Below are 26,240 nucleotides of genomic sequence, written 5' to 3'. Positions count from 1 at the left end.
CTTTCTCTATGATAAAATTTTATTATCATAAATGGACGAGGGGATATAGTTGAACATTCAATTGGACAGCAAAAAAATAAAAGAGGCATGCGGGCTGGTTTCTTTTAGGAAAGGAGATACTTTTTTCCGTTCCAAAAAGGTAGTATTCAGCCGGTATGAGCCGGAATACTGCGAGGCAGATGTAATGGCCGCGGAGGATTTCCATGTGACGATCCAGGGGGACGGGAAAGGCGGCTATCATGCGGATTGCAGCTGTCCCAGGCTTGCTTCGGTTAAAACAGACTGCCAGCATATTGCCGCCGTCCTGCTGGCGATACTTGATCATCAGAAAAATGGCACAGCCCCATTGATGGATGTGGAAGGAGCGGGGCATGAGTCGCTGGCAGAAGGGCTGCTGACGATTTTTGAAAAAGAGCCTTCCCGCTCAAGCGGGGAACAGCTGCACTTCGAGAACAGGCAGCCTGCAGAAGCCTGCTTTACATGCATGCCGATATCTCTTGCGGATGGAAGCACCATGCTTGGAATGGAAGCCAGCATAGCTATGCACCCGGTCAGGGACATTAGGAAATTCCTTAAGGATGTAAAAGAAAGAAGCCAAAGTGCAGTTTCCCCCTTCTTTACATACGAACCTGCCGGGCATTATTTCCGGAATGAAGATGATGCTGTTCTCCAGGAGCTGATGCGGATCATTGAGGATGAGCAGGCCCATAAAGAAGGACAGACTTTAGAAGCTGACGCGTCTATCCTGCTGATCCCGCCTACCTCCTGGAGGCGGCTTCTCTCCCTTTTAACAGCTGCCCCGAAGGTACAGCTCAAAAATGGCGGGCATGTATACGAAGGCATCAGCGTGCCGGAAGAGCAGCTGCCATTAACGTTCCGTTTTGAGCTGGACGAAAATAAAGGCGGCCGGCTTGTGGTGAAAGGCATGGGCAAAATCTTAATTCTGCAGGCATATCAGTCTGTCTTATACAGGGGTATGATCTATCAGCTTGAAAATGATGACTGCAAGCGCCTGGCAGACCTGAAGGGGATGCTCGCTGCTTCAGGAACGGACCGGATTCCCATCCAAAAGGATCAGGTCGGCTTTATGCTGGAAAAGGTCGTACCAGGATTGAAAAAGCTCGGAGAAGTGCATCTCCCGGGCGGAATCAAGACTCAGCTCATCCAGTCGCCGCTGACAGCCAAACTCTACTTGGACCGCCTGAAAAACAGGCTCCTGGCGAGCCTCGAGTTTCAGTATGACAATGTCGTCTTTAATCCGCTTGAGGAGAAGGAGTTCCATACAGATTTCCTTCTGATCAGGGATGAGGAAAAAGAAAGAACTATCCTCGAAGTGATGGAGGAAAGCAGCTTTGCCAGAACCGACAGCGGCTACTATCTCCAGAACGAAGAGCTGGAATATGAATTCCTGTACCGGCAGCTTCCAAAGCTTCAGACGATGGTCAAGGTCTATGCGACAACCGCAATCAGGAACCGCATCTTCAGGGAAAGCATTCATCCGCGCATTTCCGTTAAAGTGAAAAAAGAACGGACCAATTGGCTGGAATTCAAATTTGCCATGGATGGGATCCCTGAGCATGAAGTTCGCGGCCTTTTGGCTTCGCTTGAGGAAAAAAGGAAATATTACCGTCTGCGGGATGGGGCGCTGCTCTCCCTTGAATCAAGAGAGTTTGATGAAATCAGGCGGTTTTTGAATGAGATTCCTGCCCAGGATGAGGATTTGGAAGAGGGGCTGAACGTCCCCATGGTCCCAGGGCTCCGCCTCATGGGATCACTGGAGGAGGGGGAGGTATTCAGCTTTGAAGAGTCTTTCCGGAACTTTATCGAGGAGGTCCGGACCCCTGGCAGCCGACAATTTGCCGTACCTGAAAGCCTTGAGCCTGTACTGCGCGACTATCAAAAACAAGGCTATCAATGGCTGAAAACATTGGCGGGATATGGTTTCGGCGGCATCCTTGCAGATGATATGGGTCTGGGAAAGACGCTCCAGGCTATCGCCTATATCCTGTCCGAGCTTCCGGCAATCAGGAGGACCCGGCAGCCTGCCCTGATCGTATGCCCATCCTCCCTGACCTATAACTGGCAGAGTGAATTTGAAAGATTCGCACCGGAGATCAAGAGCATAGTGATGGACGGCAGCAAAGCTGAAAGGGAGAAGATGCTCGCAGAAGCAGGAGGGCTGGATGTCCTGATTGTGTCTTATCCGCTGCTCCGCAAGGACATCAGCAGCTATGAGAAACAGCCTTTCAGCACAGTCTTTTTTGACGAGGCACAGGCGTTTAAAAATCCTGTCACCCAAACGGCAAGGACGGTTAAAAAGATCCAGGCAGGAAACCGGTTCGCCCTTACAGGGACACCGATTGAAAATTCTCTGGAGGAACTATGGTCGATTTTTCATGTGATCTTCCCGGAGCTCTTCCAGGGGCTCCGCGAGTTCAGCTTTCTCGACAGGAAAACAATCAGCAGGAGGACCAGTCTTTTCCTTCTCAGGAGATTAAAGTCGGATGTGCTTTCGGAGCTTCCGGAAAAAACGGAATACCTTGAGTCAGCCGAGCTGCTGCCGGATCAGAAAAAGCTGTATGCCGCCTATCTGGCCAAGCTCCGCCATGACACACTCAAGCATCTGGACAAAGATACGCTCCGAAAAAACAAGATCAGGATCCTTGCCGGACTCACCAGGCTGAGGCAGATCTGCTGCCATCCGGCCCTTTTCGTGGACGGCTATAAGGGAAGCTCTGCGAAATATGAGCAGCTGCTGCAGATCATTAAAGAATCGCGTTTGTCCGGCAGGCGGGTGCTGATCTTTTCCCAATTCACGAAAATGCTCGATATGATCGGAAGGGAATTGGCCAGGCAGGGCATCGGCTTTTTCTACCTGGATGGACAGACTCCCTCTGAGGAGCGGGTCAATCTGTGCGGGCGCTTCAACAGCGGTGAGCACGACTTTTTCCTGATTTCCCTGAAAGCAGGGGGGACCGGCCTGAATCTGACCGGCGCCGATACGGTCATCCTTTATGATCTCTGGTGGAATCCTGCAGTCGAGAATCAGGCTGCAGACCGGGCCTACAGAATGGGCCAAAGGCATAATGTGCAGGTGATCAAGCTGCTGGCCCGCGGCACCATTGAGGAGAAAATGAACGAATTGCAGGATAAGAAACGGAATCTCATTGAAGAGGTCATCGAGCCTGGCGGAAAAAGCGCGGGTATGCTCACGGAGGATGATATCCGGGAGATATTGAACGTCTGACAATTTTAAAAATAAGGACACAGGAGAAAAGCTTATGGCTAAAACAATCGCTGAAAAATTGAATCTATTAAAGTACAAAAAGGCAGCCGTTCTCCATATGCCTGAAGGAAAGAACTATTTACCTGAACTGGAGGGTTATAGTACCAGGCTTGCAGAAGGTGCTTCCTACGACCTGGTTTTTGCATTTGTACTCGATATGCCTTCCCTGCAGGAAACTGTTTCTGAAATCATAAATGACCGTTATCTGGAGCCTGGCGGCTATCTGTACTTAGCTTATCCGAAAAAGGGCAATAAGGTGTACGGCAGCTTCATCCATCGTGATGAACTGCTCTCGGGCCTGGGAGCTGATGAGGATGGCTATGTTAACGGTAGCAGCATCAAATTCTCCCGGATGGTGGGGCTTGATGAGGTGTTTACGGTAGTGGGGCTTAAAGAAGATCCGGACGGAAAAAATAAAGCCTCTGCCAAGGCAAGCCAATGTGTGGATGATTATATCGATCAGATTCCTGAGGTAGAGAAAGATCTAGAAGACCGGCCTGAGCTGCTCTCATTCTACCAGTCCCTTACCCCGGGGTACCGGAAGGACTGGGCCAGGTATGTCTACAGTGCCAAGCAGGAAGCAACAAGGGATAAAAGGCGGGAAGAGATGAAAATGATCATGGCGGAAGGATATAAAAGCAGGGATTTGTACAGGAGAGACCGTTCGTAAGAATCTCACGCTGTCTGTACAGCCTAAAAGCAGAAGGCGGACAATAATTCTGTTTTCCTGCAAGCCTCCGTACACGGATGATGATTTGCAGAGCATGGACCATAACAGCAAGATTGAAGACGAAACCGGCAGCTTTATCCTGTAAAATGGCCATACAAAGCAGATGGACAGGAGGGAGTAGGTTGGAGAAGGTTTCTTTGTCTTTTGAAGAGATGTGGGAAAAAATCCTGGCATGTGACCGGACATATGACGGCCTCTTTTTTACAGCAGTGAAAACAACCAAAATCTATTGCAGGCCATCCTGCCGGTCAAGGAAGCCGAAAAAGATCAATGTTGAATTCTATTTTAGTAAAGCGGAGGCGGAGCGGAAAGGCTATCGGGCCTGTAAAAGGTGCCAGCCGGAAGTGGAGCATTCCCCTCAAGTCGGGCTGGTCCGGAAGGTCGTTGCTTTTCTGATCAATCATTATGGGGAAAAAGTGACGCTGCAGGATATTGCGGAGGATGCAGGGATGAGTGCATTCTATCTGGAACGGTTATTTAAAGAGGAAACATCGGAAACACCGCGCGGATACCTGGAAAAGGTCCGGGTGGATAAAGCTGCCCATCTGCTGGTTCACTCCGGGCTGACGAATTTGGAGATATGCTTTGAAGCAGGATTTCACAGCCCTTCAAGTTTTTATAAAAGCTTCCGGAAGTTGAATGGCTGCACGCCAAGTGAATACCGCAAACGAAAGCAGGTGACTCAGGAATGAGGTGGAAAGACGATCAGTCTTCAATGGAGCTGGAGCTGCCTGCTCATTTTTCTTTCAGTGAAGCCCTCATCTTCCTGGGCAGGTCAAGCCAGGAGATCCTCCATTATGTTGAAGGTTCTGCAGTTTTTAAGGGGATTATCTTTGATGGGGAAGTGATCCTTCTGAAGCTAAGCTCTACAGAAACCCATCTTCAAGCTAGCTTTCTGCTTGGGCCTCCATCCCATAATGGAAGAAAGAAGGCAGCAGCCTTTATTGAAGAGTGGCTTGATTTAAAGCGTGATGCAAGTGGTTTTGTAAGGATGTCCGCCCGTGACCCTCTTCTGAAGAGTCTGGCAGAACGGTATGGCGGACTGAGGATCATAGGAATACCGGATTTATTTGAAGCGCTTGTCTGGGCGGTCATCGGCCAGCAGATCAATCTCACCTTCGCCTATAAGCTGAAAAAGGCATTCACCGAAAAGTATGGGACATGCTTTCCTTATCAGGGCAGGTGCTTTTGGTTATTTCCTGAACCAGGGATGATTGCTGGCCTTGAACCGGAGGAGCTGAAGCAGCTGCAGTTTACAGGCCGGAAAGCGGAATACATTATTGGGATTGCAAAGCTGATGGCAGAAAAAAAGCTGAAAAAGGATGATCTGTTAGGCCAGCCGGGGGCAAGAGATAAATTGATCTCTCTTAAAGGAGTCGGGGCGTGGACCGCAGATTATGTAAGGATGAAATGCCTGCTCGACCCTTCCGCTTTCCCGATAGGGGACGCGGGGCTTCAGAACGCCTTAAAGCAGCAGATGGGCTTAGACAGAAAGCCATCCATCGAAGAAATTGAAAAAGCCGCAAGCCGGTGGGCAGGCTGGCAGGCTTATGCAGTCTTTTATTTTTGGAGGTCTTTATATGAGTGAAGTATATCGGGCTGATTACGAATCGCCGATCGGCACCATTGAAATTGCCGGCAATGAGCAGGCTGTTGTCTCAATATTATTTACAGATCGTGAAAAAGCGGAATACCCTCTGGAAAAATGGTTTCCTGAAGCCATTAAAGAATGCTGGCAGCAGCTGGACGAATATTTCAAAGGGGAGCGCAGGGAATTTACTTTTCCATATATGCTGCAGGGGACTGATTTTCAGCAGCGTGTCTGGAATGCTTTAACTTCCATTCCATATGCCAGCACAGGCACCTACAAGGATATTGCCTCCCTGATTGAAAACGAAAAGGCGGTAAGGGCAGTAGGGACAGCAAACGGAAGAAATAAGCTGAGCATTGTGCTCCCCTGCCACCGGATCATTGGCACAAATGGGACGATGACCGGCTATGCGGGTGGGATATGGAGGAAAGAGTGGCTTTTGGAGCATGAACGAAAGCATTTTAGCAAGAAGAGCTGAGAAAAAGCTGTCCGGCAGTCTTGCACATTATGTTAATATTTTGAAAATAATGATAATATAATAGTGAAACGCTATGATGGGAGGCCTTCCATGGACAGGAAATACAACGATTTAATTGGCGATATTCTTGAAAATGCAGGTGAAAAAGATAACTTCAGCGGTAAAGGAAAGCCGCTGCCTAAAGAGTATTTGGAGCAGGATACCTACCAGCGTTTTCAGAAAATCGCCAAGGATGCGGGTTATTTGCCGCCTTGGCTCAAGCTCCAGAAAGAAATCTCCGAAATGGTCCATGCATGCCACTCAGAGCAGGATGCTGCTGCTATTAACGAAAAGATCAGGAAATACAATATGGCATGCCCCCCGCCGATGCAGAAAAACATTATCCGCTTCCATGACCTGGAACAGGCAAAGAGGATATGGCAGGTATAGGGGACTTTAACAGCTGCTTGCGGGCGGCTTTTTATTTTGCATAAGTTAGGGCAAGAGATCAATCTGCCATCTCGCTTGGGTTTATGTTGAAGGCAGGATATAGAGGGGGTTCCATCTAAATGAACCCCATTAAATTTACCAGTATATTTCTTTATCAAAATCAATCAATTCTGCGAGCTGAATCAATGTTTCTTCTTCTGCTCCTGATAAATAGTAGGTGAATTTATTTGCCACAATAATCAGCTGGGGGGGGCTGTATTTCGATTGGTAGACAGACGCCCAGTGCCCTTCCACTTCTAACTCTTTTATTTTATCACCGTACATTCCTCTGATCTTCTCTATATGTATGGAGGGATCTGTTTCGTTGAAGATTGTATGGGCAGAGATTTGTTCATCATTTTTTGTTGGGTAAAAGGCTAGAACAGTAATACCTGCATTCTGCTTTGAAAGAGAAATAGAGGGAGTGCCGGTAATAGAAGATATCTTTTGATGCGCATTTACAGGAAAATAAAGTTTTTCCCAGCCCTCATTTGTCAAAACCTTTGTCATCTTCCCTGCATTTTCCTTGTACTCATATAGAGCAATGTTAGGAGAAGAGCTTTCAAAATTGGTACTTTTGTAAAGAGTCTGGTAACCAACACCTATCATTGCTGCAAACAAAACAAGGCTTGCCGCATAGCTGGCTAATCTTTTGTATTTTACTGTGTTCTTGGTTTTATACATACTTCTCAAAAGGGATTTCTTTAGCTCCTGTTTTCTGGCAGGGCCCCAGATAATGTCCTCTTGCAGTATGCTAAGCTTTTCTTCAATATTCCTCTCTTCCCATGACTTCCGCATAATTCCAGCCTCCTTTTATTAATTCTTTTTCCAAGGCCTGTAATGCTCTATATGTGGTGGATTTTACTTTGCTTACAGACCAGCCCAGGATTTCTGATGTTTCCTCAATAGAGAACCCCTGTATCTTTCTGAGTATAATGACAGAACGGTAGGTTTCCTTTAGAGCTGTAATGGAAGTGAATAATTCAATTGATCGCTCCTTTACCAGCAGTACTTCTTCAGGAGTCGGCCCGGTGTCTTGGGGTGAGGCCAGTAAAAAGCCCTTAATCATGGTTAAGGCTTTTCTCCTTCGTAAATAATCTATGGCTGTATGATAGGCAAGCTTAAAGAGCCAAGTTTTGGGGCTTGAGTCCCGTTTGAAAGATTCGTACTTTTGAAAAGCTTTTAGAAATGTTTCTTGTGTCAGGTCTTCAGCAGTCTGGCTATTATTAGTCATTAAAAATAGATACTTGAATAACAAACTGCTGTATGATTCATACCAATCTTCTATTTCTTCAGCTTTTGGGCGGTCCATTTTGCGCCCTCCTTCCGATGTTTTCAATGTGTAGACGAATAAGCGTACAAAAAGTTCTGTTTTTAAAAGGAAATTTCTAAAAAATAACAGGTATCTATTGAAAATAAAAGGGAAAACCCCAATGGGAGGGTGATGGCATTGCAGATCGAAAAAAAGGTGTATGATAATGATGAGGATGTGTATATTCAGGTAGGGAAGTACAAAATGATTGTGGAAAAAAGGTATAATCTGCTTTCCTGGCTGAATGATTTCTTTCTTGGTGTCTTATATTTTATCGGAAGCATCCTGTATTTAACTGATGTGGATCAAAGAATAGCTATATCATTTTTCCTCGCTGGCAGTGTCCTGATGATTGCCAGGGCGGTTTTGAATATATTGAAGGACTTGCATATCAGGAGCATTAAGCCGGGCAGCGGTAAAGGAAGATGGAAGGAACGGGAAAATGAATAACAGCTGTGGTCGGGAGAAGCTAACGCTGTCTCTCGATTTTTATTTACACAATGGCATATGATTTTCAATTTCCTTATACCAGGTTGTCGCTCACTGCAGAAGAATATACAATAAAAGAAGAGGAAGAAATTTGAAGGATTTTTAATCTCCTTGACTGCAGTAGTGTATTATAAGTAAAATGTAAGTAAAATATTTTACTTAAGATGCTTGAACTGCTGTATGCGGAGATTTGGAATAGGAAAAGAAGCTGCAGTTTGCGTTTGAAGAGGAGGCGGAGGGTTAATGGCGACAATTAAAGGGATTGCAGAGGAAGCGGGGTTTTCGATTTCGACCGTCTCCCGCGTTTTGAATAATGATCAAAGCCTTTCAGTGCCGGATGAGACCCGGGAAAAAATTTATGAGGCGGCAGAAAAGCTTAATTATCGCAAGAAAACAATTAGGCCGCTCGTAAAGAATATTGCTTTTTTGTATTGGCTTACAGACATTGAAGAACTGGAAGATGTATACTTTAAGTCGATGAGGCTGGAAGTGGAAAAACTTGCGAAGCAGATGAATGTTGAATTGGAAACCTATAAAATATCAGAAGGTATCAATCGCATTCCCGAAGATATAGAAGGCTTTATCGCAGTAGGGACTTTTTCCGATAAAGAGCTTGAACATCTAAAGGGACTAACTAAGAATGGAGTATTTATAGACTCGACCCCTGAGCCGAATATTTATGATTCGGTCAGGCCGGATCTCGCTCAGATAACGAAAAGGACAGTTGATTTCTTTATGGATAAAGGGCACAGCGATATAGGCTTTGTTGGCGGCACTTTTCATAATCCTAACACCGGCGGAGAAGAAATGGATCTTCGTGAGAGAACCTTCAGGACTTATATGGAAGAGAAAGGACTGCTGAAGGAAGAATATATTTTCTGCCATAGAGGATTTTCCGTGGAGAATGGATACAAATTAATGAGTGAAGCCATCAGCAAGCTGGGGGGCAATCTTCCTTCTGCCTTCTTTATTGCAGCAGACCCCATTGCGGTCGGCTGCCTGCAGGCATTAAATGAGCATGGCTATGCCATTCCCAATAACGTAAGCGTTATCAGTGTGAATAATATCAGTGTGGCTAAATATGTATCTCCGCCGCTCACCACTTTCCATATTGATACAAAGGAGCTTTGCAAAAATGCTTTGGAAATGCTGCTGGAGCAGCTGGTGGAAAAGCGGAAATATGTAAAAACCTTATATTTAGGTTCGGAATTGATTGTCAGAAAAAGTGCTGATTAAGCTTTCTGTAAGTAGGCGTCTCCATTAGGAGGCGTTTTTTCTTTTTTTTTCGTAAAAATTTTTACTTATATTTAGTAAATTAATATAGACATATTTTCCTAGTGATGCTATATTAATTTTAGTAAAACGCTTTCATAAGGATTTCAGAATAGTCAATTATAAAGAAGGGGTGTCAATGATGAAAAATGTTAAAAAGTATTTCGGCATCATGAGCGGTATTGCTTTAAGTTTATCGTTAGTGGCTTGCGGCCCTCAGGAAAGCAGCAGTGATTCGTCAGGAAAGAAAGAAACAGCGGGTAAGAACGGCTATGATTTGCTGGTTTGGGAAGATATAGAGAAGTCTGACGGCATTAAAGATGCCATTGCTAAATTTGAAGAAGATAATGATGTAACAATTAAAGTGGTGGAAAAACCATACGCACAGCAAATTGAAAATCTGCGTTTAGACGGTCCTGCTGGCACAGGCCCGGATGTACTGACTATGCCTGGAGATCAAATCGGGACAGCAGTAACAGAAGGGTTGATCAAGGAACTTTCTGTGGGGGATGAAGTGAAATCTATCTATACGGATGCAGCGATGCAATCCCAAATTGTCAATGAAAAGGCATATGGCCTCCCTAAAGCAGTGGAGACAACAATGCTCTATTACAATAAAGACCTGGTTTCAGATGAGGAACTTCCTCAGACGCTGGAAGAATGGTATGACTTTTCAAAAGAAACTTCAGATGGCAAAACGTTTGGATTCCTTGCTCTGTTTGACCAGATTTATTATGCCCAAAGCGTCATGAGCGGTTACGGCGGATATATCTTTGGCCGTGATGACAGCGGTAATTATGATCCAGCTGACATTGGCCTTAATAATGAAGGAGCAGTCGAAGGCGCCAAAGTTATCCAGAAATTTTATAAAGAAGGTCTTTTCCCGGCTGGGATCATAGGGGAGCAGGGAATCAATGTTCTGGAATCCCTTTTCACGGAAGGCAAGGCGGCTGCCATCATTTCCGGTCCATGGAATATTGAGCCATTCGCCAAAGCAGGCGTCAACTATGGCGTAGCCAAACTTCCGGCACTTGAGAATGGTGAGAATATGAGCTCGTTTATAGGTGTAAAGAGTTATAATGTCAGCTCTTATTCCAAGAATGCCGGGCTTGCTGAGGATTTAGTCGAATTCCTGGCAAATGAGGAAAACTCAAAAGCGAGATATGAAATCACTAAAGAAGTGCCGGCTGTCCAGGCGTTGGCTGATGATCCGGTAGTAACAGAAAGCGAAGCTGCCCAGGCAGTTGCGGAACAGGCCCAGTATTCTGAACTGACGCCTAATATTCCGGAAATGAACGAAGTGTGGACTCCTGCCGATGCGGCACTGCAAACGATTGCTACAGGCAAAGCGGAGCCAAATGAGGCGTTAGATCAGGCTGCCGGCACAATCAAAGGCCAGATCGAAGCGAAGCACGGCAAAAAATAATTAAAAGAATAATGGTGCCAAACGGTTACATGGTTTGGCACCATTTATGTTAGTGACAAGAAAACCATCCATTTGGATATTGGTTAAAGAGGTGAAAAACAGTGTCACATAGTCGAAAAGCCTTGCTGTTATCCATCATCCCCGGAGCGGGCCAGTTTTACAATAAGCAATGGGTGAAAGGCCTTCTGCTGCTTCTTCTGGGGGCATCCTTCTTCCTTGTTTTCGGTGACCTGCTGAATATGGGTTTCTGGGGAATCTTCACTCTGGGAACGGAAGTCCCCCGTGACAATTCGATCTTTTTGCTGGCTGAAGGAATCATAGCCATCATAGTTACTTGCTTTGGGCTCGGATTATATTATTTCAATTTGCGTGATGCTTTTGTGAATGGAAGATTGAGAGATGAAAACAGGAAGCTCAATTCTCTTAAAGATCAGTACCAAAATCTGATTTCACAGGGCTATCCATATGTAATCAGCGGTCCTTCTTTGTTCATCCTGATTTTTGCGGTCATCTTCCCAATCTTATTCAGTTTTGCGCTGGCATTTACCAACTATGATCTCTATCACTCACCTCCTGCCAATCTGGCAGACTGGGTGGGCCTTGAAACGTTTGCCCAGATTTTTACGGTTGATATCTGGCGCGCAACCTTCTTTGACGTACTTGCCTGGACGGTTGTCTGGACTCTGGCAGCTTCTTCGCTGCAGGTTTGCCTGGGCATCTTGATGGCGGTCATCGTGAACAACAAGGACATTAAGTTCAAGAAATTTTTCCGGACAGTCTTGGTGCTGCCGTGGGCAGTTCCTGGATTTGTTACGATCCTGATCTTTGCCGGGCTTTTCAATGACAGCTTTGGAGCGATCAATAACGATATCCTGGCGGCACTTGGAATAGACCCTGTGCCTTGGATGACGGATGCGAACTGGTCGAGGCTTGCTTTGATCCTTATGCAGGGCTGGCTCGGATTTCCGTATATTTTCCTTGTGACGACGGGAGTTCTGCAATCCATTCCGGATGATTTGTATGAGGCGGCAACCATTGACGGGGCCTCCGTTTTCGCGAAGTTCAGGTTTATTACGATGCCTATGATCCTGATTGCAATGGCACCGATCATCATCACGCAATTCACGTTCAATTTTAATAACTTCAATATTATCTATCTATTTAATGGCGGCGGCCCGGCAAGCGCCGGTTCAACAGCGGGCGGTACTGATATTCTGGTGTCATGGATCTATAAGCTGACGATGCAGTCCAGCCAATATTCGCTTGCTGCAGCCTTGACGATTCTGCTGTCTGTTTTTGTTATAGCGATTGCCCTATGGCAATTCAGGCGGACGAACTCATTTAAAGAGGGGGCTTAAAGATGGCGAATGTGAAAAAGAGAAAGTTCGTGCACCTCTTTATTTTATATTTCATTTTGATAGCCATGTCGGTGATCATTATTTATCCCCTCCTTTGGACAGTAGGGGCAAGCTTCAACCCGGGCAATAGTTTGATCAGTACATCCATCATTCCGGAGAATCCGACGCTGGATCATTATAGGGAACTGTTTGCCGGCAAAGACAGCCTCCAGTATGGCCAATGGTATCTTAACTCTTTGAAAATCAGTATTTTTACTATGATCGGGACCATTTTGAGCGTTTCCTTTACAGCGTATGCTTTTTCCAGATTCCGTTTTAAGGGTAGGAAGAATGCACTGACCTTATTCCTTCTCCTGCAGATGATCCCGCAATTTTCAGCATTGATTGCCTTGTTTGTTCTGGCTCAATTGCTGGGAATGATGAACAGCCACTGGCTGCTGATCCTGCTTTATATCGGGGGGCAGATCCCGATGAATACGTATCTGATGAAGGGATATATGGATTCCATCCCGCTTGATCTTGATGAAAGTGCCAAGATTGACGGCGCCAGCAATACAAGGATTTTCTTTCAGATTCTTATGCCGTTATCGAAACCGATGATAGCTGTCGTGGCGATGAACGGGTTCACGGGCCCGCTCGGGGATTTTGTATTGTCTTCTACCATCCTTAGAACACCTGAGTCCTATACACTTCCCATTGGATTGTACAATCTGGTGAATGAGGTAATGGGTGCGAGTTATACAACTTTTGCAGCGGGTGCCATCTTGATCAGTATTCCAATCGCCATCATTTTCATCGTGCTTCAGAAGCACTTTGTGTCTGGATTGACGGCTGGAGGAACGAAAGGCTGATAAGCTGCACCGGAAGGAGAGTTTAAATGTCAACACTAAAGAAAACACAAGTGACAAAAGCGGATTTTATGCTTCATGGAGGCGATTATAATCCTGATCAGTGGCTGGACCGCCCTGATATACTGGCCGATGACATCAAATTGATGAAGCTTGCGCATACAAATACCTTTTCAGTGGGGATCTTCGCCTGGAGCGCCCTTGAACCTGAGGAAGGGCATTTTACCTTCGAATGGCTTGATGAGATCATCAATAATATCGACGGAATCGGCGGCAAGGTAATCCTTGCTACTCCAAGCGGCGCCCGACCTGCATGGATGTCGCAGAAGTATCCTGAGGTCCTCAGGGTAAACGGGGAGAGGGTCAAACAGCTTCATGGCGGCAGGCACAACCATTGCTTTACGTCTGAGGTCTACCGCGAGAAAACTCGGAAGATCAACAGGCTCCTTGCTGAAAGATATGCAGGCCACACTGCGCTCCTGATGTGGCACATTTCCAATGAGTATGGCGGGGAATGCCACTGCAGCAGCTGCCAGGCAGCCTTCCGGAACTGGCTGAAAGAGAAATACAATCATAATCTCAAAGCATTGAATGACGCCTGGTGGGGTCCTTTCTGGAGCCATACTTTCAGCGATTGGGAACAGATCGAGTCCCCTTCGCCGATCGGGGAAAATGCCGTTCACGGCCTTAACCTGGATTGGCGCCGCTTTATAACAGACCAGACGATCTCTTTTTATAAAAACGAAATCGTACCTTTAAGGGAGATTACACCCGGTATTCCAATCACAACCAATTTCATGGCAGATACAATGGATCTTATCCCGTTCCAGGCCCTTGATTATTCCAAGTTTGCCCAGCATCTGGATGTCATCAGCTGGGATGCCTATCCTGCCTGGCATAATGACTGGGAATCCACAGCGAATCTTGCCATGAAGACAGCTTTTATCGATGATTTATACCGCAGTCTGAAACAGCAGCCGTTTCTGCTGATGGAGTCTACGCCAAGCGCTGTAAACTGGCACCCTGTGAACAAAGCGAAGCGTCCCGGCATGCACCTTTTATCTTCCATGCAGATGATCGCCCACGGATCTGACAGCGTTATGTATTTTCAATGGCGCAAGTCAAGGGGGTCATCTGAGAAGTTCCATGGAGCGGTTGTAGACCATGATAATAGTGCCGATAACCGGGTCTTCAAGGAAGTCGCGGCAGTGGGTGAAACTCTTGAAAAGCTTTCTGCTGTCGTAGGAACCAGCCGCCCTGCTGAAGCTGCCATCCTGTATGACTGGGAAAGCAATTGGGCCCTGAACGATGCCCAGGGGTTCGGTCTGGAAACGAAACAATATCCGCAAACACTGCAGGAGCATTACCGCACCTTCTGGGAGAAAGATATTCCAGTCGATATCATCACGAAAGAGCAGGATTTCACGGCATACAAGCTGATTATCGCCCCGATGCTGTATCTGGCAAGCAAAGAAACGATTGCTAGGCTGAAATCCTTTGTGGCCGGCGGCGGTACGCTGGTCATGTCCTATATCAGCGGTGTAGTGGACGAAAATGACCTGGTTCATTTCGGCGGATGGCCGGTGGACCTCCAGGAAACCTTCGGGCTAAAGCCTGTCGAGACTGATACTTTATATCCTGGGGACAGCAACACGGTAACATATAAAAACAAACAATATGTGCTGAAAGATTATGCGACTGTGATAGAACTGGCCGGTGCCAAAGCCGACGGGATATACGAACAGGATTTTTATGCCGGTCTCCCGGCTGTCGCAAGCCACCAGTTTAAAGAAGGAAATGCGTATTATATCGGGGGTCGCCTGGATGCTCAGTTCCAACGTGATTTTTACAGCGGATTGATGGCTGAATTGGACTTAAAGGCCGCTTTCCCTGTTAAGCATGAGAGCGGGGTTTCTGTGCAGGTAAGGCAGGATGAGGAGAAGGATTATATATTTGTCATGAACTTTACTGAAGAGAAGCAAGCTGTGGTTTTTGAGCAGCAGGCAAAAGAGATTCAGACAAATGAAGAACTGTCCGGCGAAATCACTTTGAAACCGTACGAAGTTAGAATAGCAGAAAGAACCAGATAAAAAGAAAGGGGTGATCCTGATGCGGTCACTCCTTTCTTTAATAGATGAAGAATTGTTAAATTAAAACTTTGTAAACTTTTTAGTAAAAACATTGATTTATTTACTAAAAGTAATAAAATAAATGTAAGCGATTTATTCATTTGTACGGAAGGAGGCTGAGTATGGCGACAATCAAGAAAATAGCAGAAAAAGCAGGGGTATCGATTGCCACTGTTTCCAGGGTGCTCAACTATGATGCTTCCCTGTCAGTGACAGATGATACCCGCAAAAAGATTTTTGAAGCCGCGGAAGAGCTTGATTATAAGAAAAAACCTGTCAAAAAGGATGCCGCATTAAAAATTGCAGTCGTTCACTGGTATACAGAGAAAGAAGAGCTGGAAGATCTGTATTATATGTCGATCCGCTATGGCATTGAGCAGCGCTGCCAGCAGCTCGGCATCCAGTATGCCAACTATTTTTATGATGACCTGGAAAAAGCCAGAAGTGAAAGCCTTCAGGGCATTATAGCTGTCGGAAAGTTCAGCAAGGCGCAGGCTGATGCTTTGGGGGAAATTACGGACGCTGTTATTTTTGCAGACTACAGCCCGGATGAAGACCGGTATGACTCTGTTGTCGTAGATTTTGAAAAAGCGGCAGTGAAAATACTTGATTATTTAATAGGTAAAGGCCATCAAACCATTGGCTATATCGGCGGACAAGAGGTTTTTAAAGACGAATCGGGCGGAATTGAAGATGCACGTGAAAGAGCCTGCAGACATTATATGGCAAGCCGCGGGCTTCTGGATGAAGGTAATATCTATATCGGAAGCTTTACGGTGGACAGCGGCTATACGCTGATGAACAAGATGATAGAGGAAAAAGGGGAGAGTCTCCCGACCGCGGTATTTGCAGGCAATGATCTGATTGCCATCGGCTGCCTGAGGGCCCTCCACGAAGCCGGCATCCAGGTTCCGGAGCGTGTCAATGTGATCGGGATCAATGATATCAGTGTATCCAAATATATATTCCCGGCGCTGACCACCTTGAAGGTGCATACAGAGCCAATGGGCGAGGTGGCCGTCGATTTATTATTGGAAAGAAATCAGGGCAGGAAGATCGCAAAGAAGGTGTTTCTTGCGACTGAACTGATTGCCCGGAGCAGCAGTTTCTAACTTTGTGAAGCAGGAGATGACGATATGGAACTTCAATCAATGATTAATGACTTTCAAACCATATACACTGACTCTATGGAAGGGGATGCCAGGCTTTTCTTTTCTCCAGGGAGGATCAATCTGATCGGAGAGCACACCGACTATAATGGCGGCCATGTATTCCCTTGTGCCATTACGCTTGGGACATATGGAGCGGTTAAGAAGCGGAACGACAGGATTGTCAGAGTATATTCACAGAATTTCCCGGACGCAGGGATAGTCGAATTTTCTTTGGATGAACTGGAGTATGAAAAAGAACATGGCTGGGCGAACTTTCCGAAAGGGATGATTGCTTATATAGAAGAAGCCGGCTGGAAGCTGCCAGTCGGGATCGATCTATACGTGTACGGGAATATTCCGAACGGCGCCGGGCTTTCTTCATCTGCTTCACTTGAAATGCTGATCGGGGTAACTGTTAATGAGCTATTTGGATTTAATATCGGAAGGATTGACCTTGTAAAGCTCGGGAAAAAAGTCGAGAACGAATTCATTGGCGTCAACAGCGGCATCATGGATCAGTTTGCCATTGGCATGGGCCAGGCCGGAAGCGCCATCCTGCTTGACTGTAATACTTTGAAGTATGAATATGCCCCTATCAATCTGGAAGATTATCAGATCATGATCATGAATACGAACAAGCGCAGGGAGCTGGCAGATTCTAAATATAATGAACGGCGGAGCGAGTGTGAAGCAGCGCTTGATAAGCTTCAGTCTAAGCTTTCCATTTCATCGCTTGGGGAATTATCAGAGGATGAATTTGAACAGCATAAGCAGCTGATCGGGGATGAAATTCTGGAAAAAAGGGCGAAGCATGCCGTCTGTGAAAACCAGCGGACGCTAAAAGCTTTCAAGGCTTTGCAGGAAGGGCGCCTTGAAGACTTCGGAAAGCTGATGAATGAGTCGCATCAGTCGCTGAAAAATGATTATAAAGTAACCGGAAAAGAGCTCGATGCTCTGGTGGAAGCCGCCTGGCAGCAGGAAGGCACGCTTGGGGCCCGTATGACCGGTGCGGGGTTTGGCGGATGTGCGATTGCCATTGTTGAGAAAGACAAAGCTGCTTCTTTCATTAAAGAGGTAGGCAAAAAATATATGAAAAGAATCGGCTATGCTGCAGATTTCTACGCAGCAAGTGTCGGGGATGGAACCAAGGAAATCATTTTGGAGGTGCAGGGATGAGTATTTTAGTTCTTGGCGGTGCAGGATATATTGGTTCACATGCTGTTTATCAGCTGATCGACCAGAATTATGAAGCGGTAGTTGTTGACAGCCTTGAGACAGGCCACAAGGAAGCGGTTCACCCGGATGCGAAGTTTTATCAGGGGGACATCCGCGACAAGGAGTTTCTGCGCAGTGTGTTTGAAAAGGAAAGCATTGACGGCGTCCTCCATTTTGCGGCCAACTCGCTTGTTGGCGAATCTATGGAGAATCCGCTGAAATACTTCAACAATAATGTCTACGGTACTCAGGTGCTGCTCGAAGTGATGAACGAGTTTGATGTAAAGAATATTGTGTTCTCTTCAACCGCAGCCACCTATGGAGAGCAGAAAACAATGCCGATCACGGAAGAGATGTCTGCCAATCCTACGAATGCCTATGGCGAAACCAAGCTGACGATGGAAAAAATCATGAAATGGTGTGAAGCGGCCCATGATTTGAAATATGTATCACTCCGTTATTTTAATGTGGCGGGAGCAAGGCCGACAGGAGAGATCGGGGAAGACCATCAGCCTGAGACCCATCTGATCCCGATCATTCTTCAGGTGGCCCTCGGCCAGCGGAAGCATATTTCAATCTTCGGCGATGATTATGATACAGAAGATGGAACCTGCATCCGCGACTATATTCATGTCGAGGATCTGATTGCCGCCCATCTGCTGGCACTGCAATATCTGCAGAATGGCGGGAAAAGCGAGATCATCAATCTCGGAAGCGGGCAGGGCTTTTCTGTTAAGGAAATGATCGAAGCGGTCAGAGAGGTGACCGGGCATGAGATTCCGGCTAAAGTCGTTCCAAGAAGAAGCGGGGACCCAAGCACCCTCATCGCTTCATCAGAAAAAGCAAAAACAGTTCTTGGATGGAACCCGCAGAGAACAAGCATCAAGCAGATCATTGAAGATGCGTGGAGCTGGCATCAGGCGCATCCGCACGGCTATAACGATTAAGGAGGGCTCGGAATGGATGTATATGCGAGCATAGAGACGCTGGTCAATAAGGCCGCTGCCTTAGGCATGATTGAGGAGCGCGACAGAATATATGCACGAAATCAGGTCATGTCTTTGCTTGGGCTAGTCGAGTATCCGGAACATGCCGAAGCGGTGGAAAAGGTCATTCCTGATGTCTTGGAAGACCTTGTCGGATTTGCGGCTGCTGAAGGCAGGATAGCCGGCCTTGAAAGTGATAAAGACATTCTCTCAAGCAAAATCATGGATGTGCTTGTTCCAAAGCCTTCTTCTGTCAATAAAGAGTTCTATGAGAAATATGAGGAAAGCCCTGCTAAGGCCACCAGGTATTTTTACGATCTCAGCCGGAACAGCAACTATATCCAGACCAAAAGCATTGCAAAGAATATCAATTATAAAATCGCCACCGATTATGGCGAACTGGACATCACGATCAATCTGTCCAAGCCGGAGAAGGATCCGCAGCAGATAGCACGCGAACGGGAGATGAAAGTGGTTTCCTCCAATTATCCGAAGTGCCTGCTATGTGCAGAAAATGAAGGATATGCAGGGCGTCCGGGGCATCCGGCGCGCTCCAACCACCGGATCATCGACCTGGAGCTGTCTGATGAACCGTGGTTCCTGCAGTACTCTCCTTATGTATATTACAACGAGCACTGCATCGTCCTTTGCGGGGAGCACCGTGATATGAAAATCGACCGCAGCACTTTTGCGAGACTGCTCGAGTTTACAGGGAAGTTCCCGCATTATTTCGTTGGCTCCAATGCGGATCTGCCGATTGTCGGCGGATCCATACTCAGCCATGATCACTATCAGGGCGGCAGCAATGAGTTTGCTATGGCAGGTGCAGATGAAATAGGCTCGTTCCAGCTGAGCCGTTTTCCCGATATAAGCGCCAGTATGCTGAGATGGCCGCTGTCTGTTATCCGCCTGAAAGGCAAAAAACAGGAAGAGCTTGCAGATGCAGCAGAGATGATTCTTGAAGCATGGGTTCAATACAGTGATGCAGAAGCTGAAATTGAGGCATTTACAGGAGAGACGAGGCATAACACCATCACACCGATTGCAAGAATGCGGGATGGCCTCTATGAATTGGATCTTGTCCTCAGGAACAACCGCATGAGCACTGAGCATCCGCTCGGCATTTTTCATCCGCATGCCGATGTCCATCATATCAAAAAGGAAAACATCGGCCTGATCGAAGTGATGGGGCTGGCCGTTCTGCCTGCGCGTCTGGAAAAGGAAATCAGTGAGATAGAAAAATTCCTGCTGGATCAGCCATCAGAGGTAAAGGATTACCATCTGCCATGGGCTGCTGAAATGAAAGAGAAATATGCGGCTGAGCTAACCGGCAAAACAGCCGGATCTATTATACGGAAAGAAATCGGGTATAAGTTTGTAAGGGTTCTTGAGGATGCAGGCGTGTTCAAGCAGACTGAATACGGCCTGGCGGCATTCCGCAGGTTTGCTGATCTCCTGGCAGGGCTTGATTAATTGAAGCAATGAAATACATTTTTTAAAAGAATGGGAGTCTTGCAAATGAAGGCAGTTAGAGAGAAGTTTGCAGAGCTGGATGGACGGACGGTTTCCATCTTTACACTGGTGAATAGGCAGGGAATGGAGGTTTCCTGCCTCGATTATGGGTGTATCATCACGAAAATCCTTGTGCCGGACCGGGACGGGCGGATGGAAAATGTTGTTCTGGGCTTTGATACTCTGGAAGAGTACCAGCAGCATTCCCCATACTTTGGAGCAGTTTGCGGGCGCCATGCCGGGAGGATTGCCGGCGGGGAATTTGAGCTGAACGGGAAAACCTATAAGCTTGCCAAAAATAATGGCGGAAATAATCTTCACGGCGGCGTGGAAGGTTTTGATAAAAAGCTGTGGGATGCAGAAGTCACAGAAGGCCCGGATTCAGCAAGCGTCATCTTCCGGTACGTCAGCAAGGATGGCGAAGAAGGCTATCCAGGAAATCTTGAAATGAAGGTTACTTACACATTGAATGACCGGAACGAACTGGAGATCAGCTATGAAGGAACCAGTGATGAAGATACGATCGTCAATGTAACGAATCATTCGTATTTTAATCTGAGCGGAGATCTGAAAAGGGATATCCTCGATCATGAACTGACGCTTAAAAGCGGCAGGTTTGCGGAACTGAACGAAGCGCTCATACCGACCGGGGAGCTCCTGCCTGTCGATGGAACCGTATTTGATTTCACGAAAGGCCGGAAACTTAAGGATGGAAATACCTCGGAAAACCCGCAGAATATACGGGTCGGCAGCGGCTATGACCATCCGTTCCTGCTTGCTGAAAACGGGAATGAAGAAATCACCTTATTCGACGCAGAAAGCGGCCGGCGCCTTGTCGTGGAAACAGACCAGCCTGCCGTTGTCCTGTATACAAGCAATACACTGGAGGGGCCATTCTCCATACGCGGTGTAACAGCCGCCAATCATTTGGGCGTCTGCCTGGAGACCCAGGGGCTGCCGGATGCGGTGCATCACCCTGAGTTTCCATCCTGTATTTTGAAAGCAGGGGAAAGCTTCCGGTCAGTTACTGCTTTTAAGTTTTCACAAGAATAGTAAAGAGATAATAGGCTAAGCCTGTACAGTATATCTGTGCAGGTTTTTCTATTGGTGCAGGAAGTAAAAGCAGATTTGCTCAGCTGAGGGGGACTGGGATAACTGGTTACCTCAAGAAGTATTCTGAAAAATTTTTCCAGTCAGAATGCAACTTAATTGAATCTTCATCGTAATATAGAGACAGATATCCCGCTGAAAGGATTTTCTATAAATCACAGAAACCTCAAATGCTCTTAAAGATTCTCTCAAATGCAATCCTTTTTAAACCAATGTTTCCTATTTTAGAAGGGAGTTTATGACCAATGAAAAAGGTAAAGCTGTTCGCGGGTCTATTCTTAAGAGAACCGCTGTGGTTCAAGATTTTGATCACAGGAGCTCTGCTTTTGTCGATTTTATTCAGCAGTTCTGTTTTCTCAGATGATTCAATCTTTCAAGGGGGTTCAAAAGCTGCGGCTGCCGTATTCTTTGTAGCGTGGGGGATAAAGCTGAAGACTAGCCGGGGGGCTGCAGCCGCAATGTTTTTAGCATCTGCAGTATGCCTTGTTCTGGCAGCATCGGCATTTTATCAATAGATGAAGATGCATATTAGGAGACCTGTCTACGGAGATACAGCAGAACTGAATGACTTTTTTAGATTGGTTATCACCGATACGTTTAACAAGGAAGGCATCGGAGGGCTTTTAGATGATATTGAGAAAGAGATTGAAGTAAAAAAAGAGTACCTGCTGGAGGATCTTTCAAGCCGGGGGGAGGACCGGTATTTTCTGCTTGCACAGGTGGAGGGAAAAATGATCGGCACTGTTGAATTTGGGCCCGCCAGCAGTCTGATCCTGGAAGGCACTGGCCAGGAGTACAGAGGTTTATTTGAAGTGGGCACAGTTTTTGTCCATCCAGATTTTCAAGGCAGGGGAATCGGCAGCCGGCTGCTGAGCAGCCTGCACCCTGTCTTCTGTGAAAGGGGAATTGAAGAGTTTTGCCTCGACAGCGGGTATAAAAGGGCCCAGGAAATATGGAAGCGGAAGTTTGGACAGCCAGTGGTTGTCATGGAGAATTATTGGGGAAAGGGTTCCCATCATATGATTTGGCGGCCGCGGACGGATGAACTGCTGGGAAGCTTCAATTAAGATAGCAATCCAGATTAGCTAAACTTAATTTCATTGTTTTCGTATTAGATACAAAAGAGTACTAAAAAAGGAGGAGATACCGATGAAAAAAATGGCCGGGGAATGCCCGAAATGCGAAGGGAAGGAATTGGGCAAAGGCAGTCAGCATGGATATGGGACAATCATACCCGACAATAAGATGAGCTTTGGATCACCCGTTGAGCATATCATCTGCACGGGCTGCGGGTACATAATTGAAAGCTACGTTACTAAGCCGGAGAAGTTTAAGGGGACTATTTTTTAGGAGGATGCTGCCAGTGTCAGGCACCGTGTGTGGACAAATAGCGGGTAGTTGTCTTTTTGCGGTGCCAGGCACTCTGAACGAGGAAGAGGCATGATCTCAGCCGATCATGCCTTTTCCTGCTGCTTCCATTTATAGTAGTTATAGCAGAACTGGCCGATGAACACGACGAACAGCAGGGCGGAAAGGGACAGCTTATAGATAGTTTCAAGTTCCGTGAGATAGAACATCAGGGTCAGGAGGAGAATGATGAAAGGAAGCTCCCATAAAGTACGGATCACTTTTCTTCTATGGCTCAATTGATAGTAAGACAAAACAAATCCCTTGTCCTTCTTTTTTCCGTCCTTCGTAATATAGGATATGAATGCAGAAAGAACTAAAACGATGCAAAGGTTAACAGCAAGTATGGTCGGCATAGGGATTCACCTCTTTTATGATTATCATCAGGGATGGAAGGGTTGTGGTTACATAATCTTCCTTTTAATTATATACGAACGAGCAGCCATTTTGTTTCACCGTGTCAGGCACCCTTCGTGGACAAAAGGCTGAAAACTGTCTTTTTGTGGTGCCTGGCACGGCGGGAGGAACGCTGGGTATTTCGTCGGGATATGCGGAAGCTGGCCCTTCAAGATTGAATCACCATTCATCAATATGGTAAAGTGCAATTATCATTTAAGAGGAGGATAACCATGCTACCGAATACTCAGCAGCAAATTCAGCTTGCTTCACGTCCGAAAGGGACACCTGTGAAGGATGATTTCCGTTTTGCCGATGTTAAGGTCGAGGAGCCGAAGGAAGGAGAGGTTTTACTTCAGACGGTCTATCTGTCTGTGGATCCTTATATGCGCGGGCGGATGTCTGACGCAAAATCGTATGTAGAGCCATTTAAGCTCGATGAGGCGCTTCACGGCGGAGGGGTGGCCAAGGTTGTAAAGTCCAAGTCGGATGTTTTTAATGAAGGTGATTATATTGTCGGAATGCTGCCATGGCAGGAATATTCCGTTGCCTCAGAAAAGGCTGTCCGCAAAATTGATCCTCAGGTTGCACCGGTCTCAACTCACCTTGGGATACTGGGAATGCCAGGGCTGACTGCTTATTTTGGGCTTCTTGACATCGGCCAGCCTAAGGAAAATGAAACCGTCGTTGTTTCAGGTGCGGCAGGGGCCGTCGGGTCAGCTGTTGGCCAGATTGCTAAAATCAAGGGTTCCCGGGTAGTCGGGATTGCAGGGACTGATGAGAAGGTTTCTTATCTGAAGGATGAGCTTGGATTCGATGAAGCCATCAACTACAAAACAGCTGGCGATATCCGCAAGGCTTTGGAAAAGGCATGTCCGGACGGCATTGATGTATACTTTGAAAATGTCGGCGGGGAAATTGGCGATGCAGCCATCAGCCTTTTGAACAAATTTGCAAGGGTGCCGGTATGCGGAGCTATCTCAGCTTATAACAAGCAGGGCGAAGACACAGGTCCGCGTGTCCAGGGCCAGCTGATCAAAACGAGCGCACTCATGAAAGGCTTCACAGTCGGAGATTATGCCAGCCGCTACAAAGAAGCAGCTGCCGATCTTGGCAAATGGGTCAGCGAAGGAAAGCTTAAGTATGAAGAAACAATAACTGAAGGATTTGACAATATCCTAGATGCCTTCCTTGGCCTTTTTGAAGGAAAGAATATGGGCAAGCAGCTGGTGAAGGTTGCGGAAGATAAATAAAAATGAACGTAGGGAAGCGCTGGTCCTGAGGGGGCCGGCGTTTTCTTATTTTTCCATAAAATGTATTATTTGTTGGTTCCAGTGATTTTTATGTAGAAAAAAGCTAAATTTATGTAGAATCATTCAGTTTTTATGTAGAAATATTAAAAAATTTGGTAGAATCATATTCATTTAGATAATCTATCGCTATCTTACATCGGAATTTTCCTGTATTTAATTATGAAAACGTTTGCGGCAGTGATTTATAATGAATAAAAACAAAAATTCCTGCATGGAGGGGTCAATTATGCCAAAGGAAGAGCTGTGCAGAGTGCTGATTGTAGATGATGAGGTTTTAATCAGGCAGGGAATTAAGCATTATATGGATTATGAGCAGGCTGGATTCAGGATTGCGGGAGAGGCATCGAATGGGCAGGAGGCACTGGACATGATTGAGGCGTTGAGGCCGCATATCATTCTGACAGACATTGTCATGCCGATCATGGATGGAGAAGAACTCACAAGGATTGTGACTGAACGCTATCCTGATATAAAGATTGTTGTATTGAGCAGCTATGGGGAATTCGACTATGTCAGGGCAGCTTTCCAGAACGGGGCGGTTGACTATATATTAAAACCAAAGCTTGATGCGGAAGGGCTGCTGAAAGTGCTCCAGGCAGCTGCCAGCAAGATTCCCTCCCTCCTGCAAACGGAGGGAAACAGCAGCCATTCGGTAGAATCAGTGATAGAAAAGCTGGCTGCAGGCTATGAAGCGGTTATGGACCAGTCAGCTATAGAAGAAAGTTTTCCCTTTGGAACTTTTTATCTTCTTGGCATTGAGGCAAAGCGTACAGCAAAGACTGCAGCAGAGCTTGTCCATCAAGTTAAAGCAGGGATCAGTCAAAAGGCTCCTGAAGCCGCTGCAATTCCTTTTTTTACAGACGAAAGCACTGCAGGGATATTGATCAATATAGAAAAAGAAGAGGAAGCCCGCATTCTTCCAGCGATTGAGGACGCCGCTGCACTTGCAGATACGGCTGCAGCTGCGCTCAGCCGTAAATTTGAAAGCTTCTCCGATCTCGGTGCTGTGTGGAAGGACAGCATACTGAAGCTGCTTCCTTATTCCTTTTATTTTCCTCAGAAAGGGGTCTTAAAGGAAGAGGATCTGCCTGCAGCTTCTTCCGGCAGGAACGAGTTCAGCCTGGAATGGTTTACAGAGGAATTCAAGAACAAAAATGTTCATTCTGCGCTTGCCTATCTGAGTGAGCATACCTCTTCCCTGGCGAAGGACAGTTCTATTGCGCCTTTTGAATTTAAAGCATTTTTAGGGAATGCGATTTTTAATATTACGGTCATTCTGGGAAATATGGCTGTTGAAGCGGATGCGATCCAAAAGAAAAAATATGAATACTTTAAGGCTGTTGAAGACGCAGGGACTGCTGCAGAGGCACTTGAAGTTCTGGCACGTTTTATAAAAGAGGTGGATGAATCACTGATTCCTGCTGATAAACAAAACGGCTTTACCATTAAAAAGATTATTGAATATATGAAGGAGCATTATGATGAGCCTATTACCCTGACAGAAGCAGCCAGGCACTTTCATTTTAATCCTTCCTATTTATCCAGCTACTTCTCGGCCCATAACGAGGGAAGCTTTATTGAGCAGCTGAACAAAATCAGGATTGAGGAGGCCTCAAAGCTATTGCTGAAGGGGGAGGCCACGATATCGGAAATCAGCGGGCTGGTCGGATTTTCAGATCACAGCTATTTCTGCAGGGTGTTCAAGAAAAGGACGGGGCTGTCGCCAAGCCAGTATAAACGAAAATATTTTACAAGATAAGAGA

Annotated in this window: 25 protein-coding genes; 22 read left to right on the top strand and 3 right to left on the bottom strand. The window is 46.4% G+C overall.

All coding sequences use genetic code 11. The annotated features are described in order from the left end of the window. The first annotated feature begins 49 nt into the window (after nucleotides 1–49). The 6 genes from FZD51_RS18070 (at nucleotide 50) to FZD51_RS18045 (ending at nucleotide 6,514) form a co-directional block, all read left to right on the top strand. Nucleotides 50–3,247, top strand: a complete 3,198-nt coding sequence (locus tag FZD51_RS18070) for a DEAD/DEAH box helicase (protein ID WP_148976041.1) — start codon at nucleotides 50–52, stop codon at nucleotides 3,245–3,247. Between the two features lie 34 nt (nucleotides 3,248–3,281). Further along, entirely contained in the window at nucleotides 3,282–3,956 is a 675-nt protein-coding gene (locus FZD51_RS18065; RefSeq protein ID WP_148976040.1) for a YdeI/OmpD-associated family protein, read from the top strand. A gap of 212 nt (nucleotides 3,957–4,168) precedes the next feature. Then, a complete protein-coding gene (locus FZD51_RS18060) occupies nucleotides 4,169–4,708 on the top strand; it encodes a bifunctional transcriptional activator/DNA repair enzyme AdaA (protein ID WP_187445821.1) in 540 nt (179 codons plus the stop codon). Continuing rightward, on the top strand, nucleotides 4,705–5,604 hold the full coding sequence (locus tag FZD51_RS18055; protein ID WP_148976038.1) for a DNA-3-methyladenine glycosylase family protein: 900 nt from the start codon (nucleotides 4,705–4,707) through the stop codon (nucleotides 5,602–5,604). Before FZD51_RS18060 ends, FZD51_RS18055 begins: the two co-directional genes overlap by 4 nt. Then, nucleotides 5,597–6,085, top strand: coding sequence for a methylated-DNA--[protein]-cysteine S-methyltransferase (locus FZD51_RS18050; RefSeq protein WP_101552064.1), 489 nt, complete (start codon nucleotides 5,597–5,599; stop codon nucleotides 6,083–6,085). Before FZD51_RS18055 ends, FZD51_RS18050 begins: the two co-directional genes overlap by 8 nt. Nucleotides 6,086–6,175: 90 nt before the next feature. Further along, nucleotides 6,176–6,514 (top strand): DnaJ family domain-containing protein, encoded by a 339-nt coding sequence (locus FZD51_RS18045; protein ID WP_009792478.1) that lies wholly within the window; start codon nucleotides 6,176–6,178, stop codon nucleotides 6,512–6,514. Nucleotides 6,515–6,649: 135 nt separating this feature from the next. Here FZD51_RS18045 and FZD51_RS18040 read toward each other — a convergent pair whose 3' ends face one another. Both FZD51_RS18040 and FZD51_RS18035 read right to left on the bottom strand, forming a co-directional pair. After that, on the bottom strand, nucleotides 6,650–7,237 hold the full coding sequence (locus FZD51_RS18040; protein ID WP_148976037.1) for a hypothetical protein: 588 nt from the start codon (nucleotides 7,235–7,237) through the stop codon (nucleotides 6,650–6,652). Nucleotides 7,238–7,319: 82 nt separating this feature from the next. Then, the gene (locus FZD51_RS18035; RefSeq protein ID WP_148976036.1) at nucleotides 7,320–7,865 is read right to left on the bottom strand and encodes an RNA polymerase sigma factor; all 546 of its coding nucleotides are present in this window, start codon (nucleotides 7,863–7,865) and stop codon (nucleotides 7,320–7,322) included. A gap of 132 nt (nucleotides 7,866–7,997) precedes the next feature. Here FZD51_RS18035 and FZD51_RS18030 point away from each other — a divergent pair, with 132 nt between their 5' ends. The 14 genes from FZD51_RS18030 (at nucleotide 7,998) to FZD51_RS17965 (ending at nucleotide 22,711) form a co-directional block, all read left to right on the top strand. Further along, nucleotides 7,998–8,315 carry a YrhK family protein gene (locus FZD51_RS18030; RefSeq protein WP_148976035.1) on the top strand — a complete coding sequence of 106 codons (318 nt, stop codon included), beginning with the start codon at nucleotides 7,998–8,000 and terminating at the stop codon, nucleotides 8,313–8,315. Between the two features lie 282 nt (nucleotides 8,316–8,597). Beyond that, a complete protein-coding gene (locus FZD51_RS18025; protein ID WP_101552062.1) occupies nucleotides 8,598–9,590 on the top strand; it encodes a LacI family DNA-binding transcriptional regulator in 993 nt (330 codons plus the stop codon). Between the two features lie 178 nt (nucleotides 9,591–9,768). Beyond that, nucleotides 9,769–11,052: a galactooligosaccharide ABC transporter substrate-binding protein GanS gene (locus FZD51_RS18020; protein WP_148976120.1), complete on the top strand. Its 1,284-nt coding sequence runs from the start codon at nucleotides 9,769–9,771 to the stop codon at nucleotides 11,050–11,052. A 101-nt stretch (nucleotides 11,053–11,153) separates the two neighbouring features. After that, the gene (locus FZD51_RS18015; RefSeq protein ID WP_101552060.1) at nucleotides 11,154–12,410 is read left to right on the top strand and encodes a galactooligosaccharide ABC transporter permease GanP; all 1,257 of its coding nucleotides are present in this window, start codon (nucleotides 11,154–11,156) and stop codon (nucleotides 12,408–12,410) included. 2 nt (nucleotides 12,411–12,412) lie between these two features. Further along, complete coding sequence (locus tag FZD51_RS18010) at nucleotides 12,413–13,261, top strand: galactooligosaccharide ABC transporter permease GanQ (RefSeq protein ID WP_101552059.1); 849 nt, start codon at nucleotides 12,413–12,415, stop codon at nucleotides 13,259–13,261. A gap of 26 nt (nucleotides 13,262–13,287) precedes the next feature. Continuing rightward, nucleotides 13,288–15,348 (top strand): beta-galactosidase, encoded by a 2,061-nt coding sequence (locus FZD51_RS18005; RefSeq protein ID WP_148976034.1) that lies wholly within the window; start codon nucleotides 13,288–13,290, stop codon nucleotides 15,346–15,348. Between the two features lie 161 nt (nucleotides 15,349–15,509). Next, nucleotides 15,510–16,499: a LacI family DNA-binding transcriptional regulator gene (locus FZD51_RS18000; RefSeq protein ID WP_148976033.1), complete on the top strand. Its 990-nt coding sequence runs from the start codon at nucleotides 15,510–15,512 to the stop codon at nucleotides 16,497–16,499. A gap of 39 nt (nucleotides 16,500–16,538) precedes the next feature. After that, on the top strand, nucleotides 16,539–17,714 hold the full coding sequence (locus tag FZD51_RS17995; protein WP_420886278.1) for a galactokinase: 1,176 nt from the start codon (nucleotides 16,539–16,541) through the stop codon (nucleotides 17,712–17,714). Continuing rightward, a complete protein-coding gene (gene galE / locus FZD51_RS17990) occupies nucleotides 17,711–18,700 on the top strand; it encodes a UDP-glucose 4-epimerase GalE (protein ID WP_148976031.1) in 990 nt (329 codons plus the stop codon). Before FZD51_RS17995 ends, galE begins: the two co-directional genes overlap by 4 nt. 12 nt (nucleotides 18,701–18,712) lie before the next feature. Beyond that, nucleotides 18,713–20,212, top strand: a complete 1,500-nt coding sequence (gene galT / locus FZD51_RS17985; RefSeq protein ID WP_148976030.1) for a UDP-glucose--hexose-1-phosphate uridylyltransferase — start codon at nucleotides 18,713–18,715, stop codon at nucleotides 20,210–20,212. A gap of 45 nt (nucleotides 20,213–20,257) precedes the next feature. Then, nucleotides 20,258–21,304 (top strand): aldose epimerase family protein, encoded by a 1,047-nt coding sequence (locus FZD51_RS17980; RefSeq protein WP_148976029.1) that lies wholly within the window; start codon nucleotides 20,258–20,260, stop codon nucleotides 21,302–21,304. A 302-nt stretch (nucleotides 21,305–21,606) separates the two neighbouring features. Continuing rightward, a complete protein-coding gene (locus tag FZD51_RS17975; protein WP_148976028.1) occupies nucleotides 21,607–21,876 on the top strand; it encodes a hypothetical protein in 270 nt (89 codons plus the stop codon). A 6-nt stretch (nucleotides 21,877–21,882) separates the two neighbouring features. Then, entirely contained in the window at nucleotides 21,883–22,428 is a 546-nt protein-coding gene (locus tag FZD51_RS17970; RefSeq protein ID WP_420886274.1) for a GNAT family N-acetyltransferase, read from the top strand. An 82-nt stretch (nucleotides 22,429–22,510) separates the two neighbouring features. Next, complete coding sequence (locus FZD51_RS17965; RefSeq protein ID WP_148976026.1) at nucleotides 22,511–22,711, top strand: transcription initiation factor TFIIIB; 201 nt, start codon at nucleotides 22,511–22,513, stop codon at nucleotides 22,709–22,711. Between the two features lie 104 nt (nucleotides 22,712–22,815). Here FZD51_RS17965 and FZD51_RS17960 read toward each other — a convergent pair whose 3' ends face one another. Beyond that, entirely contained in the window at nucleotides 22,816–23,124 is a 309-nt protein-coding gene (locus FZD51_RS17960) for a hypothetical protein (RefSeq protein ID WP_148976025.1), read from the bottom strand. Nucleotides 23,125–23,397: 273 nt separating this feature from the next. Between FZD51_RS17960 and FZD51_RS17955 the strand changes: the two genes are divergently transcribed. Together FZD51_RS17955 and FZD51_RS17950 are read left to right on the top strand one after the other, a co-directional pair. After that, nucleotides 23,398–24,417 carry an NADP-dependent oxidoreductase gene (locus FZD51_RS17955; RefSeq protein ID WP_148976024.1) on the top strand — a complete coding sequence of 340 codons (1,020 nt, stop codon included), beginning with the start codon at nucleotides 23,398–23,400 and terminating at the stop codon, nucleotides 24,415–24,417. A gap of 286 nt (nucleotides 24,418–24,703) precedes the next feature. Further along, nucleotides 24,704–26,236, top strand: a complete 1,533-nt coding sequence (locus FZD51_RS17950; protein WP_187445812.1) for a response regulator transcription factor — start codon at nucleotides 24,704–24,706, stop codon at nucleotides 26,234–26,236. Nucleotides 26,237–26,240: the final 4 nt, after the last annotated feature.

This window comes from Bacillus infantis (genome assembly GCF_008180445.1).
Lineage (GTDB): Bacteria > Bacillota > Bacilli > Bacillales > Cytobacillaceae > Bacillus_AB > Bacillus_AB infantis_B.
This window is presented reverse-complemented; position numbering and strand designations above follow the sequence as displayed.